The sequence below is a fragment of the Streptomyces sp. NPDC002057 genome, from assembly GCF_040296665.1.
In the GTDB taxonomy this organism is placed as follows: Bacteria; Actinomycetota; Actinomycetes; order Streptomycetales; family Streptomycetaceae; genus Streptomyces.
This window is the reverse complement of sequence record NZ_JBEOXR010000100.1, coordinates 1-12,387: the sequence shown is the minus strand read 5'-3', so window position 1 is coordinate 12,387 and position 12,387 is coordinate 1. Positions and strand designations below refer to the sequence as shown.

The following is a 12,387-nucleotide window of genomic DNA, read 5'->3' as shown; positions in this document are numbered from 1 at the left end:
GTCGCGTCGGGCTCCGCCCCCGGGTCCGGCGGATGGGCCGCCGCCAGCATCGCGGTCAGGGCGGTCTCCTCGTCCGCGCCGGTGGGCGGCTTGCCGCCCGCCTCCCGCCACCGTTCGAGGAGGGCCTCCGCGCCGGCGTACGCCTCCAGGCAGCCCTGGGCGCCGCAGCGGCAGCGGCGGCCCCGGACCCGCACCTTCAGGTGGCCCCACTCGATCGCCCGGCCCGGTCCCATCGGGTCCGTCACCACGCAGGCGCCGACGCCGGAGCCGAAGAGGACGACCACCGCGCTACGCGCGCCCCGGCCCGCGCCGAACCACATCTCGGCCTGGCCGAGGGTCTTGGCACCGTTGTCGATCCAGTACGGCACCGAGGCCGGCAGGTCCACGCTGTCGCGGAGCAGCCGCTCCAGGGGGACGGCGTCCCAGCCGGTGGTCTGGCCGTGCACGACCGCGCCGTCCTCGGCGGTACGGGCCACGATGCCGGGCACGCCGACGCCGACGCCGAGCAGCCGCTCGGGGGCGACGCCCGAGGCCCGCAGCACCTCCGCGATGCCCTCCCGGACGTGCTCGACGACGACCCCGACCTCGTACCGGTCGTGGGGACTGTGGCTGTCGACCGCCAACGGGCGTTCCGTACGGGCGAGTTCGGTGAGGGTCAGATCGAAGAGCTCGACCCTGACCCGGGTCTCGCCGACGTCGACACCGATCATGCAGCCGCTGTCCGGGGTGACCCGGAGCAGGGTGCGGGGGCGTCCGCCGGCCGAGTCGACGCTGCCCGCCTCCTCGACGAGGCCCTCCGCGACGAGTTCCGCGACGACGTTGCTGACCGAGCCGGAGCTGAGGCCGGTCGCCGGCCCGAGCGAGAAGCGGCTCATCGGCCCGTCGAAGTAGAGGCGCTGGAGGACGGCGGTGCGGTTCTCGCGTCGCAGGTCACGCACGGTGCGGCCGTTCCGCATGGTCACTGGGCCCCCTGGCGAAGTAGTCCTGCATGCAACATACCTCCGCGGGGAGGTGCGGAACCTCTTCTCTTGAGCTTTAAGTCACATCCTGAATTAAGCCCGGTCCGCGTTCAGGACCTGAACGCGGACCGGGCCGCCCGGGGCCGTCCGTGCGGCCCGTGGCGTCAGAAGATCAGGTCGTAGGTGTTCCAGCCGCCGCCGACGAGGGTGCGGGTGGGGCCGGGGACCAGGCTGTGCTCCCGGCCCGAGCCGGGCACCGGCTTGCGCACGCCCTGGTGGAGCCAGAGCCTGCCGGCGGTGTCGCGGGCGACGAGGTCCGGCGTGTCGTCACGACCGAGCTCGCCGGTGCCGGCGAGGGCCGTGTAGGCGTTCCAGCCGCCGCCGACGCGCTGCCTCGGCACGAAGGGCACGGACGGCGCGTAGCCCGGGTGGTCGTACTTCCACAGCACCCCGCTCCTGTCGCGGGCCAGCACCCCGTCGTCGTAGCCGGACGGGGTCAGGGCGTCGTAGGTGTTCCAGCCGCCGCCCACCCGCTGACGGGGCTCGAACGGGCCGCCGGAGCCGTGGTTGCTGTCGTAGGACCACAGGACGCCGTTCCGGTCGCGGGCGACCAGACCGGCGCGGCCGGCGCCGGTGACGGCGGTGTAGACGTTCCAGCCGCCGCCGACGCGCTCGCGCGGCGCGAACGGGGCCGCGGGGTCGCCCGTGCCCTGGTAGAGCCAGAGCACCCCGCTCCGGTCGCGGGCCACCAGGCTGCCGTGTCCGGCCGCGTCGGGGCTCCGGAGCGGTGTGACGGCGGTGTACGCGTTCCAGCCGCCGCCGACCCGCTTGCGCGTCGCGAACGGCCTGCGGACGTCGCCGGTGCCCTCGTACCGCCACAGCACGCCGCTCCTGTCCCGGGCGTGCACGGCGCCGCGCCCGTCCGGCGGGGGCGTGCCACGGACGAAGTCGAGGCGGACCGTTCCCTCGGCCACCGACGCCCCCGCGCTGTCCCTCAGTTCGACCCGGGCGTCCGGGGTGCCCAGGACGACCGCGGTCTGGTCGGCGTCCAGGGTGACGGTGTAGGCCAGGGTCCTCGTCCCCGCCGCCGTCCCGGCCGGCGTCACCGTCGGCAGGGCGAGCGAGGGCGGGTCCACCGGCCGGTCGTCGTACTGGTAGGGCATGTCCCAGAGGCAGGCCCCGTGGGCGACGCCGTCGACCGCGCAGGTCGAACGGATCACGTCCTCGCTCACCGGCGGGCCACCCGCGATCTCGACCAGCGCCGTGGGCAGGCGGAGGACCGCGGACACCGGGCCCCGCACCCCCGGGGCGAGCGTGGCCGTGAACCGCAGCGTCACCGCCCCCTCCTCCCCGGCGGGAACGGTCAGCCGACCGCCCTCCTGGACGACCGCCCCGATCTCCGCCGCCGCCGTCGCCGCGGGGGAGGCGGCCGCGAAGGCGGCGGGTCCCCCGAGCGTCAGCGGTGCCACGGTCGCGATCAGCGCCGCCGCCACCACGGCCGTACGTACACGAGCCACGAGAGCCTCCTCGCCCCCGGAGCCGGGGGTATCCACACGGTCGGAAGCGTGTCGCTTCCTTCCTCGTCACCCCTTCGACACCGGGACGACGCGGAAGGTTGTACCGGAGCGCCGTGTGGGCGTTCCGCCGACGGCGTGCGGGGGTCGCCGCACCGGACGGAGACCGGCCGCCCTCCCGGGACAAGCGGAACTCAGGCCCTGCGGAGGCCGGGCCTCCCTCCCGGGAGAGGCGGAACTCAGGCCCTGCGGAGGCCGCTGAGGAGGAGTTCGGCCAGCTGCTCGTAGGCCTCGGCGTCGGCCAGACCGGTCGCCGCGGCCACCTGGCGGCGCTGGATGCGGACCATCACCGAGGAGATCACGTCGGCCGCGAAGGTCACGTGCACCTCGCGGAAGACGCCCGCCCGCACGCCCTCCTCGATCAGCTGCTGGACCCGGCCGGCCGCCGCGCGGGTGTTCCGCTCGTACACCTCGGCCGCCGGCTCGAACGCGGCCACGTCGTCGAAGAACTGCGGCGAGACCGGCGCCAGCTCGGCCGAGACCGCCCGCAGATAGGCGGCGAGCCGCTCGGCGGGACCGGTCGCCGCGGCGAGGACCGCCTCGACCCGGGCCGTGGCGCGCCGGAAGAAGTGCACGACCGCCGCCCTGACGAGCTGCTCCTTGCTGCCCGCCAGGCCGTACAGGGTCCGCTTCGAGCAGTGCAGCCGCGCGGCGAGGTCGTCGAGCGTCAGCCGGGCGAACCCCTCGCCGACGAGGAGGGCGACGAGCTCCTCGAAGAGGGCGGAGCGGCGCGCCGCGCCGCGGCCCGTCAGCTTCGGGGCATCGGCGGCTGAGGTCTCGATCACCCGGTCAGTATTCCAGGCCGGTGTTCCGGGGGGTTACGGCGCCACCCTTCTGCGCTACTCTCAGCGGTACTGCAGTACCTCCGCCAGTACCACTTTGCGCGCCGCTGGAGACGCCATGGATGTCGACCGTCTGCTTCCCACCCCCGAAGCGGCGGACCTCATCGCCCTCACCCGGGAGATCGCCGACAAGGAGCTCTCTCCCAAGGTGGACGAGTACGAGGCCGCCGAGACCTATCCCGAAGGACTCTTCACGACCCTCGGCGAGGCCGGGCTCCTCGGCCTCCCGTACCCCGAGGAGTACGGCGGCGGAGGCCAGCCGTACGAGGCCTACCTCCAGGTCCTGGAAGAGCTCGCCGCGCGCTGGGCGGCCGTCGCCGTCGCCACCAGCGTCCACACGCTCGCCTGCCACCCGCTCCACACCTTCGGCACCCCCGAGCAGAAGGAGCGCTGGCTCCCCGCGATGCTGGAGGGCCGGACCATCGGCGGCTACAGCCTCTCCGAGCCGCAGGCCGGCTCCGACGCCGCCGCCCTCACCTGCAAGGCCGAACGGCAGGAGGACGGCGGCGGGTACCGGATCACCGGCACCAAGGCGTGGATCACCCACGGAGGCCGGGCCGACTTCTACGCGCTCTTCGCCCGCACCTCCCCCGGCGGCCACGGCATCTCCTGCTTCCTCGCCCCCGGCACCACCGAGGGCCTGAGCTTCGGCGCCCCCGAGCGGAAGATGGGCCTCCAGGCGGTCCCCACCACCTCCGCCTACTGGGACGGCGCGCTCCTGGAGGCCGACCGGCTCGTCGGGGACGAGGGCCAGGGCCTGCAGATCGCCTTCAGCGCCCTCGACAGCGGCCGCCTCGGCATCGCCGCCTGCGCCACGGGCCTCGCCCAGGCCGCGCTCGACGCCGCCGTCGCGTACGCCAACGAGCGCACCACCTTCGGCCGCCGGATCGTCGACCACCAGGGCCTCGGCTTCCTCCTCGCCGACATGGCCGCCGCCGTCGACGCCGCCCGCGCCACCTACCTGGACGCGGCCCGCCGCCGCGACCTCGGCCGCCCCTTCAGCCGCCAGGCCAGCGCGGCCAAGCTCATCGCCACGGACACCGCCATGAAGGTCACGACGGACGCGGTCCAGGTCTTCGGCGGCTACGGCTACACGCGCGACTTCCCCGTCGAGCGCTACATGCGCGAGGCCAAGATCACCCAGATCTTCGAGGGCACCAACCAGATCCAGCGCCTCGTCATCAGCCGCGGGCTGGCGCAGGCCTGAGACGCGCGCCTCCGAGGAGGCGCGCGATCTCCACGAGCCCGTGGCGGACGGCGTGGTCCAGCGCCGTGCGGCCGTACGGGTCCGGGAGTCCGGGGTCGGCGCCCGCCGCCAGGAGGAGGGCGACCACGTCCTGGTGGGGGCGGGCGCCGGTGCCGAGGATCACGGCCTCCAGGAGGGCCGTCCAGCCGAGGCGGTTGACGTGGTCGACGTCGATCGCCGTCTCGTCGAGCACGGCCCGTACGTAGGCCACGTGCCCCCGTTCCGCCGCCGGGATCAGGGCCGTGCCGCCGTACCCGTCGGTGAGCCGCAGGTCCGGGCCCGCGGGGAGCAGGGTCCGCATCATCGCGACGCTGCCCGTCACGCCCGTGACCAGCCACGGGCTGTCGCACCGGTCGTCCTGGGCGTCGGGGTCCGCGCCCGCGTCGAGGAGCACCCGCGCGGTGGCGACGTGGTCGCGCAGGGCCGCGTGGAGCAGCGGGGTGCGGCGGTGCCGGTCCCGGGCGTCGGCCCGGGCGCCCGCGGCGAGGGCCGCGCGCACGGCGGCGGTGTCACCGTGCGCGGCGGCGGCCAGGAGGGTGTCGTCGAGCGCGTTCATGACGGTGTTCCTCGTGGTGTTCCTCGTGCGGACGCCGGCTGTGGGTGGCCGGGGGTTACTTGGTGAGGGTGGCGACGCCGGCCTGGGCGAACTTCTCGTCGAGGTCGCCGGAGGGGGCGCCGGCGACGCCGATGCCGGCGATGGGGGCGCCCTTGGCGGTGACGGGGGCTCCGCCGGCGAGGAAGAGGGTGCCGGGGATGTCCTTGAGGGTGGGGGCGTTGGTGAGGCGCTTGGCGAGTTCGGAGGTGGGGGCGTTCCAGGAGACGGCGGTGTAGGCCTTCTTCTGGGCGGACTCGTAGGACTGGGGGCCGGCGCCGTCGCCGCGGAGGGTGACGAGGGTGTTGCCGTTGCGGTCGACGACGGCGACGGAGACGCGCTGGTTCTCCTTCTCGGCGGCGTCCAGCGTGGCCCGCGCGGCCTTCGTCGCGGCCTCGATCGTCAGGTGCGTGGTCCGCGTCGTGTTCTTGTTCCTGGCGTCCGCCTTGGCGACGGCGGCGGGCGCGGCCGCCGTGTTCTCGCCGGTGGCGCTGGCCGAGTAGGCACCGAAGCCACCGAGGGCGAGCGCGGCGACGACCGCGCCACCGGTCACGACGCGGGTGCGCGAGGTGGTCTTCTTCACGTGCTTCATGGGGTCTGCTCCAGTGAACTCGGTGGACCGCGGGGGCCGTCGGGAATCCGTGGCCCGCTTCCCCTCCATCCTGGGCGGGCACCCCCGTGCCGTCCGTCGGCGTCCCGGCTGCGTCCGGCGCCCGCAACGGTGGACCCCGGGATCATCCGATCGGTTGACCCCCCTCGCCCTCCTCCCAGCGCGTGGCCAGCTCCGTGAAGGCGCGGGTGGCCGCGCTCCGGTAGCCGGCCGCGCGGCGGAGCAGGGTGACGCCGCGGGGCGGCAGGGCGGGGGAGAGCGGCACGGGGGTCAGCCGGGGATGGTCCCGGGTGACGGCGTCGGGCAGGACGGTGGCCAGGGAGGTGCGCCCGACGATCTCCGTGAGCGCGCCGACCGCGTTGGCCTCCACCGCGATCAGTGGCCGGACGCCGTGCTCGGAGACGTACGCGTCGATGTGCCGACGGGTGGCGAAGTCCCGGCTGAGCAGGGCGAGGTGATGATCATTCAGCTCCTCGGCCGGGACGGGTTCCGTCCGGCCGGCGAAGGGGTGGCCGGGGCCGACGACCAGGCCGAGGGTCTCGGTGAACAGCGCGGTGGCCTCGACGCCCGGCAGGTGGTCGCCCTGGAAGGCGATGCCCAGATCGAGGCGGTCGGCGAGGAGTTCGGCCTCGACGCGGTCCTGGGTCAGCTCCCGCACCTCCACGGTGATGCCCGGGTGGCGGGTGTGGAAGGCGGCGACCAGGGGGCCGGTGAGGTACCCCGTGAAGGTGGGGGTGGCGGCGAGCCGGAGCAGGCCCCGGGAGAGGTCGCGCACGTCGAGGACCGCCCGCTCGCCCGCCGCCAGGTCCTGGAGCGCGCGCCGGGCGTAGCCCGCGTACGCCTCCCCGGCGTCGGTGAGGCGCACGGTGCGGCCGGTGCGGTCGAGGAGCAGCACCCCGAGGGCCTTCTCCAACTGCTTGACCTGCTGGGACAGCGTGGGCTGGGCGATGCGGAGCTCTTCGGCGGCACGCGTGAAGTTGGCGTGCTCGGCGACGGCGAGCAGATAGCGGAGATGACGGAGTTCCGGCTGCATGCCACCGACCCTAACCTGCTATAGATCCCATCTATAGCAGATATCGACAGTGCGTCTTGGACGCTATAGGACCTGGTCGTGCAGGGTGAAGGCATGCCTCATCTCGCCGAGGGAATCGCTCGCTTCCAGCGGGAGGTCTTCCCCGCCCACGCGGCGCTCTTCGCCCACCTGGCCACCGTCCACCGCCCTCGCACGCTCTTCATCGGCTGCTCCGACGCCCGCGTCGTCCCCGAACTGATCACCCAGACCGACCCCGGTGAACTCTTCGTCATCCGCACCGCCGGAAACCTCGTCCCGGCCCACACCCCCGGCGCGGACGGCGTGGTCGCCGGCGTCGAGTACGCCGTCACCGTCCTCGGCGTGCGGGACGTCATCGTCTGCGGGCACTCCGCCTGCGGCGCCATGACCGCGCTCGCCGAGGGCCACGACCTGAGCGGCGCGCCCGCCGTCGCCGCCTGGCTCCGGCACGCCGACGCCTCCCTGGCCCGTACCGCCGCGGCGGGCGGGGCGGGCGACGTGGCAGCCCTCGTACGGGAGAACGTCGCCGCGCAGCTGGCCAACCTGGCCACCCACCCCTCGGTGGCGCGAGCCCTCGCCCAGGGATCCCTGCGGCTGCACGGCTGGGTCTTCGACATCGCAGCCGGCGCCGTAGCGGAAGTCCCCGCGGCCGTCGCCGCCTGAACCACCCGCCTCACCCCTCCACACCCCACAGGAAAGGACGTACCCCTCATGGTGCACGCCCAGTTCGACCCCACCGCCCGCCGGGCGCTCGCGATCGCCGCCGTCGAGGCCAAGACGATCAAGGACCTGAGCTGGAAGCAGATCGCCGACGCCGCCGGTCTCTCCGTCGCCTTCACCACCGCCGCCGTCCTCGGCCAGCACGCCCTGCCCGAGGCGTCCGCGAAGGCCGTCGCCGAGCTCCTCGGCCTCGACGACGACGCGGTGCGCCTGCTGCGCACCATCCCCACCCGGGGCTCCCTCGACGGCATCCCCACCGACCCGACCATCTACCGCTTCCACGAGATGCTCCAGGTGTACGGGACCACCCTCAAGGCCCTGGTCCACGAGGAGTTCGGCGACGGCATCATCTCCGCGATCAACTTCACGCTGGACGTGAAGAAGGTCGCGGACCCCGAGGGCGGGGAGCGCGCGGTCATCACGCTCGACGGCAAGTACCTGCCGACCAGGCCCTTCTGACCGCACCTCCCGGCAGGACCTCCCCGGTCGTGCCGACGCGCCCCCGGACGGTCCTCCCGGGTCCGCTTCCGGGGGCGCGGCCTGCGGTTCTATGGTGGGCGGCGCAGATCGCGCGGACCGCGCGGTCCTCCGCGGGCACGCGCCCGATCCGGCGGCCAACCCGGCGGCAGGGTCGCACCCGCACGACCCGAACGAGGAGTTCCATGGACATCGCCGGCTCCGCCGCTCTCGTCACCGGTGCCGCTTCCGGTCTCGGCGCCGCCACCGCGGCCGCGCTCGCCGCCCGGGGCGCCACCGTCTACGGACTCGACCTGGACAAGGCCGTGGCCGCCGCGGGTCGGCTCCCGGAGGGCGTCCGGCTGCTCGCGGCGGACGTCACCGACGAGCAGCAGGTCCGCGAGGCCCTCGCCGTGATCGACGCCGACGGCGCCGAGCTGCGGCTGGCCGTGAACTGCGCGGGCATCGCGCCCTCCGCCCGCATCCTGGGCCGCAAGGGGCCGCACGACCTCGACCTGTTCCGGACCGTGCTCCACGTCAACCTGCTCGGTACGTTCAACGTCATGCGGCTGGCCGCCGAGGCCATCGCCCGCCACGAGCCCGACGAGCACGGTCAGCGCGGTCTCGTCGTCAACACGGCCTCGATCGCCGCCTTCGAGGGCCAGGTGGGCCAGATCGCCTACGCCGCCTCCAAGGCGGGCGTCGCCGGCATGACCGTCACCGCGGCGCGGGACCTGGCGCAGTTCGGCATCCGGGTCGTCACCATCGCCCCCGGCATCGTCGACACCCCGATGATGGCCGGGTTCGGGGAGGACGTCAGGGCGGGTCTCGCCGCGAGCGTCACCTTCCCGCAGCGGCTCGCGCGCCCGGAGGAGTACGCCCGGCTGGTGACGATGGTCGCCGAGCACGACTACCTCAACGGCGAGACGATCCGGATGGACGGCGCGCTCCGGATGACGGCCCGCTGAGCCGGGCCGTCGGCGGCCCGGGGACCGCCCGCCGGTCGTTCCACCGCCTCGGCGGGTGGTCTCACCGCCGCCCTCGCTGAGCCTCCGTACCCTCGTGAGAGCACTCGGTGCCGGATTAGTCCGGCACCAAGTGCCGCACGGGGGTCGTCCGGATGTTAGGTTCGGGCCATGGGAACAGCGTCGACGAACTCAGGGAAGCCCGCGATGCGGGATTCCCTCATCGCCGCGGCCTTCCAGCTCTTTCTCGAGCGGGGCTACGAGCAGACCACGGTCGACGACATCGTCACCCTCGCGGGCGTCGGCCGGAGGTCCTTCTTCCGGTACTTCCCGTCGAAGGAGGACGTGGTCTTCCCCGACCACGAGCACTGCCTCGCCGACATGACCCGCTTCCTCGCGGCGAGCGCGGACTCCGACGACCCGATGGTCCGGGTCTGCGGCGCCGCCCGGCTCGTCATGCGGATGTACGCCGAGAACCCGACCTTCTCCGTCCAGCGCTACCGGCTCACCCGCGAGGTGGCCGGGCTGCGCACGTACGAACTGTCGGTCGTCTGGCGGTACGAGAAGACCCTCGGCGACTACCTGCGCACCCGCTGGGCCGACCGCAGGGACGGCACCCTGCGCGCCAACGTGGCCGCGGCGGCCGTGGTGGCCGCCCACAACCACGCCCTGCGGCACTGGCTGCGCTCGGGCGGGGAGGGCGACCCGCTGGCGGAGGTCGATCGGGCCCTGGAGTTCGTCCGCACCACCTGGAGCCCCGACGCCGTCGTGGACACGCCGGCCGAGGAGGCCGAGGACGTCGTGGTGGTGATCACCAAGCGCTCCACCCCGATGTGGCGCGTGGTGCGCGAGGTGGAGGCGAGCCTCGGCGAGAGCTGAGGGCGGCCGTCGGGGTCGTCGGGGATCTCAGTATCTCTAATTGAGGGAACTCAGGTCTTTATTTGATGGCACTCAGTGCCATATCTTTGCTCCATGCACGGTCGAGCCGCCGAGTGCAAGGAGAACCCATCGTGTTCCACACCGGACTGAGGAGCGGGACCGCCTTCCAGGCGGCCGAGGAGTCCGCCCCCGACGCCGAGCTCTACTTCCAGCGCTGCCGCTGGTGCCACACCACGACCTTCCAGCGCCTGCTCTGCCCGACCTGCGGGTCGACCGAGCTCTCGCCCGAACTCAGCGAGGGCGAGGGCGTGATCTCCGTACGGCGCGGGGTCGCCGCGGCCGACGCGGACCTCTGGCCGGTGTACATGACGGAGGGGTTCACGGTCCGCTGCCGCGTCGACGGTCCCCTCCACGCGGTGCGTCCCGGGGTCCGGGTCAAGGTCTCCTCGGGCGTCGGCGTGACCGGCCGCCGACCGACCGTCCGGCTCTGCGAAGAGGTCCCGCTCGACGGCTGGATCTGACGCGGCGCACACGAGAGGGGGCGGTGGGTGGCACAGAGTGCCACCCACCGCCCCCTCTCACGTCGGGCGACGGGGACGGTCAGCGGGCGCCGATCTCGTCCGTCAGCTGCGGCAGCACCTCGAAGAGGTCGCCGACCACGCCGTAGTCCACCAGGTCGAAGATCGGGGCCTCCGGGTCCTTGTTGACCGCGACGATCGTCTTCGACGTCTGCATGCCGGCCCGGTGCTGGATCGCGCCGGAGATGCCCGCGGCCACGTACAGCTGCGGCGAGACCTGCTTGCCGGTCTGGCCGACCTGGTTGGCGTGCGGGTACCAGCCGGCGTCCACGGCGGCGCGGGAGGCGCCGACGGCCGCGCCGAGCGAGTCGGCCAGCTTCTCGACGACCGCGAAGCCCTCGGCCGCGCCGACGCCGCGACCGCCGGAGACCACGATCGCGGACTCGGTGAGCTCGGGGCGGCCGGTGGAGACGCGCGGGGTGCGCGAGACGACCTTCGCGGCGTTGCCGGTGAAGGAGACGGTGACGTTCTCGACCGTACCGGCGGCCGAGGAGGCCTCCGGGGCGGCGGAGTTCGGCTTGACGGTGATGACCGGCGCGCCGTGCGTGACCGTCGAGCGCACCTGGTACGAGGCGGCGAAGACGGACTGGGTGGCGACCGGGCCGTTCTCGCCGGCCTCCAGCTCCACGGCGTCGGTGATCAGGCCGGAGCCGAGGCGGAGCGCGACGCGGGCCGCGATCTCCTTGCCCTCGCCGGAGGAGGTCACCAGGACGGCGGCCGCCCCCTTCTCCCGGGCGAGCTGGGTGAGCGCGTCGACCTTCGGCACGACCAGCTGGTCGGCGAACTCGGCGCCGTCCGCCACGTACACGGTGGCCGCGCCGTACTCGCCGGCGGTGGCGGCGATCGAGGCCGCGGCCTCGCCGGCGCCGAGGACGACCGCCGAGGGCTCGCCGATGCGGCGGGCCAGGGTCAGCAGTTCGAGGGCCGGCTTGCGGACCGCACCGTCGGCGTGGTCCACGAGAACCAGGATCTCAGCCATGATTCGTTGCTCCTGTGTGGGTGTCAGGCTGACGGCAGGTCAGATGAACTTCTGGGTGGCGAGGAAGGCGGCGAGCTGCTTGCCGCCGTCGCCCTCGTCCGTGACGATCGTGCCCTGCGTACGGGCCGGGCGCGCGGCCACGGCGTCGACCAGGGTCCAGGCGCCCGCGAGACCGACCTCGTCGGCCTCGATGTCCAGGTCGTCCAGGTCCAGCTCCTCGACCGGCTTCTTCTTGGCGGCCATGATCCCCTTGAAGGAGGGGTAGCGGGCCTCGCCGGACTGGTCGGTGACCGAGACGACGGCCGGCAGCGGGGCCTCCAGGAGCTCGGTGGCGGAGTCGCCGTCACGGCGGCCCTTCACGGTGCCGTCCTCGACGGAGACCTCCGAGAGCAGGGTGACCTGCGGGAGGCCGAGGCGCTCGGCGAGCAGCGCGGGCAGCACGCCCATCGCGCCGTCGGTCGAGGCCATACCGCAGACGACCAGGTCGAAGCCGGTCTTCTCCAGGGCCTTGGCCAGGATCGCGGAGGTCGCGAAGACGTCCGATCCGTGGATGTCGTCGTCGTTGACGTGGACGGCCTTGTCGGCGCCCATCGACAGCGCCTTGCGCAGCGCGTCCTTGGCGTCGTCCGGGCCCACGGTCACGACGGTGACCTCGGCGTCGTCGGCCTCCTCCGAGATGCGGAGAGCCTGCTCGACCGCGTACTCGTCCAGCTCCGAGAGCAGACCGTCGACGGCCTCACGGTCGGTCGTCAGGTCGTCGGCGAATCCGCGGTCGCCGGTCGCGTCGGGGACGTACTTCACACAGACAGCGATCTTCAGGGTCACGGCCTGTCTCCTTTCGGGGGGCTGTGGTCAGGGGAGGTTGCGGGCCATGACGATGCGCTGGACCTGGTTGGTGCCTTCGTAGATCTGGGTGATCTTGGCGTCGCGCATCAT

The 12,387-nt window shown here is 73.5% G+C and carries 15 protein-coding genes; 6 read left to right on the top strand and 9 right to left on the bottom strand.

Annotation, left to right across the window (positions count from 1 at the left end; genetic code table 11):
* The 3 genes from ABT129_RS37600 to ABT129_RS37590 form a co-directional block, all read right to left on the bottom strand.
* On the bottom strand, positions 1–962 hold a 962-nt coding region (locus ABT129_RS37600; protein WP_351910695.1), incomplete at its 3' end, for an ROK family transcriptional regulator.
* Between the two features lie 161 nt (positions 963–1,123).
* On the bottom strand, positions 1,124–2,476 hold the full coding sequence (locus ABT129_RS37595) for a hypothetical protein (protein WP_351910693.1): 1,353 nt from the start codon (positions 2,474–2,476) through the stop codon (positions 1,124–1,126).
* A gap of 236 nt (positions 2,477–2,712) precedes the next feature.
* Positions 2,713–3,318: a TetR/AcrR family transcriptional regulator gene (locus ABT129_RS37590; RefSeq protein ID WP_351910691.1), complete on the bottom strand. Its 606-nt coding sequence runs from the start codon at positions 3,316–3,318 to the stop codon at positions 2,713–2,715.
* A 115-nt stretch (positions 3,319–3,433) separates the two neighbouring features.
* Between ABT129_RS37590 and ABT129_RS37585 the strand changes: the two genes are divergently transcribed.
* Positions 3,434–4,582, top strand: a complete 1,149-nt coding sequence (locus ABT129_RS37585; RefSeq protein WP_351910689.1) for an acyl-CoA dehydrogenase family protein — start codon at positions 3,434–3,436, stop codon at positions 4,580–4,582.
* Here the strand turns inward: ABT129_RS37585 and ABT129_RS37580 are convergent.
* From ABT129_RS37580 to cynR, 3 genes are all read right to left on the bottom strand, one after another.
* Positions 4,557–5,177 carry an ankyrin repeat domain-containing protein gene (locus tag ABT129_RS37580; protein ID WP_351910687.1) on the bottom strand — a complete coding sequence of 207 codons (621 nt, stop codon included), beginning with the start codon at positions 5,175–5,177 and terminating at the stop codon, positions 4,557–4,559. The genes ABT129_RS37585 and ABT129_RS37580 overlap by 26 nt on opposite strands.
* 55 nt (positions 5,178–5,232) lie before the next feature.
* Positions 5,233–5,796, bottom strand: coding sequence for a GlcG/HbpS family heme-binding protein (locus ABT129_RS37575; protein WP_351910697.1), 564 nt, complete (start codon positions 5,794–5,796; stop codon positions 5,233–5,235).
* Between the two features lie 151 nt (positions 5,797–5,947).
* Positions 5,948–6,856, bottom strand: coding sequence for a transcriptional regulator CynR (gene cynR / locus ABT129_RS37570; protein ID WP_351910685.1), 909 nt, complete (start codon positions 6,854–6,856; stop codon positions 5,948–5,950).
* Between the two features lie 93 nt (positions 6,857–6,949).
* Here cynR and ABT129_RS37565 point away from each other — a divergent pair, with 93 nt between their 5' ends.
* From ABT129_RS37565 to ABT129_RS37545, 5 genes are all read left to right on the top strand, one after another.
* Positions 6,950–7,537 carry a carbonic anhydrase gene (locus ABT129_RS37565; protein ID WP_351910683.1) on the top strand — a complete coding sequence of 196 codons (588 nt, stop codon included), beginning with the start codon at positions 6,950–6,952 and terminating at the stop codon, positions 7,535–7,537.
* Positions 7,538–7,585: 48 nt separating this feature from the next.
* Positions 7,586–8,053, top strand: a complete 468-nt coding sequence (gene cynS, locus ABT129_RS37560) for a cyanase (RefSeq protein ID WP_351910681.1) — start codon at positions 7,586–7,588, stop codon at positions 8,051–8,053.
* Positions 8,054–8,256: 203 nt separating this feature from the next.
* A complete protein-coding gene (locus tag ABT129_RS37555) occupies positions 8,257–9,018 on the top strand; it encodes an SDR family NAD(P)-dependent oxidoreductase (protein ID WP_351910679.1) in 762 nt (253 codons plus the stop codon).
* A 204-nt stretch (positions 9,019–9,222) separates the two neighbouring features.
* Positions 9,223–9,894, top strand: a complete 672-nt coding sequence (locus tag ABT129_RS37550; RefSeq protein ID WP_351910677.1) for a TetR family transcriptional regulator — start codon at positions 9,223–9,225, stop codon at positions 9,892–9,894.
* Between the two features lie 131 nt (positions 9,895–10,025).
* The gene (locus ABT129_RS37545) at positions 10,026–10,415 is read left to right on the top strand and encodes a zinc ribbon domain-containing protein (RefSeq protein ID WP_351910675.1); all 390 of its coding nucleotides are present in this window, start codon (positions 10,026–10,028) and stop codon (positions 10,413–10,415) included.
* A gap of 79 nt (positions 10,416–10,494) precedes the next feature.
* Here the strand turns inward: ABT129_RS37545 and ABT129_RS37540 are convergent, their stop codons facing one another.
* The 3 genes from ABT129_RS37540 to ABT129_RS37530 form a co-directional block, all read right to left on the bottom strand.
* Positions 10,495–11,451 (bottom strand): electron transfer flavoprotein subunit alpha/FixB family protein, encoded by a 957-nt coding sequence (locus tag ABT129_RS37540; protein WP_351910673.1) that lies wholly within the window; start codon positions 11,449–11,451, stop codon positions 10,495–10,497.
* Positions 11,452–11,490: 39 nt separating this feature from the next.
* Entirely contained in the window at positions 11,491–12,276 is a 786-nt protein-coding gene (locus tag ABT129_RS37535; protein WP_351910671.1) for an electron transfer flavoprotein subunit beta/FixA family protein, read from the bottom strand.
* A 27-nt stretch (positions 12,277–12,303) separates the two neighbouring features.
* A partial coding sequence (locus tag ABT129_RS37530) for an acyl-CoA dehydrogenase family protein (protein WP_094743042.1) occupies positions 12,304–12,387 on the bottom strand: 84 nt, incomplete at its 5' end.

Excerpts from the sequence above, each read along its gene's own strand:
- cynR (WP_351910685.1), bottom strand. The coding sequence starts at position 6,856 with ATGCAGCCGGAACTCCGTCATCTCCGCTATCTGCTCGCCGTCGCCGAG.
- ABT129_RS37555 (WP_351910679.1), top strand. The coding sequence starts at position 8,257 with ATGGACATCGCCGGCTCCGCCGCTCTCGTCACCGGTGCCGCTTCCGGT.
- cynS (WP_351910681.1), top strand. The coding sequence starts at position 7,586 with ATGGTGCACGCCCAGTTCGACCCCACCGCCCGCCGGGCGCTCGCGATC.
- ABT129_RS37585 (WP_351910689.1), top strand. The coding sequence starts at position 3,434 with ATGGATGTCGACCGTCTGCTTCCCACCCCCGAAGCGGCGGACCTCATC.
- ABT129_RS37540 (WP_351910673.1), bottom strand. The coding sequence starts at position 11,451 with ATGGCTGAGATCCTGGTTCTCGTGGACCACGCCGACGGTGCGGTCCGC.
- ABT129_RS37580 (WP_351910687.1), bottom strand. The coding sequence starts at position 5,177 with ATGAACGCGCTCGACGACACCCTCCTGGCCGCCGCCGCGCACGGTGAC.
- ABT129_RS37565 (WP_351910683.1), top strand. The coding sequence starts at position 6,950 with ATGCCTCATCTCGCCGAGGGAATCGCTCGCTTCCAGCGGGAGGTCTTC.
- ABT129_RS37550 (WP_351910677.1), top strand. The coding sequence starts at position 9,223 with ATGCGGGATTCCCTCATCGCCGCGGCCTTCCAGCTCTTTCTCGAGCGG.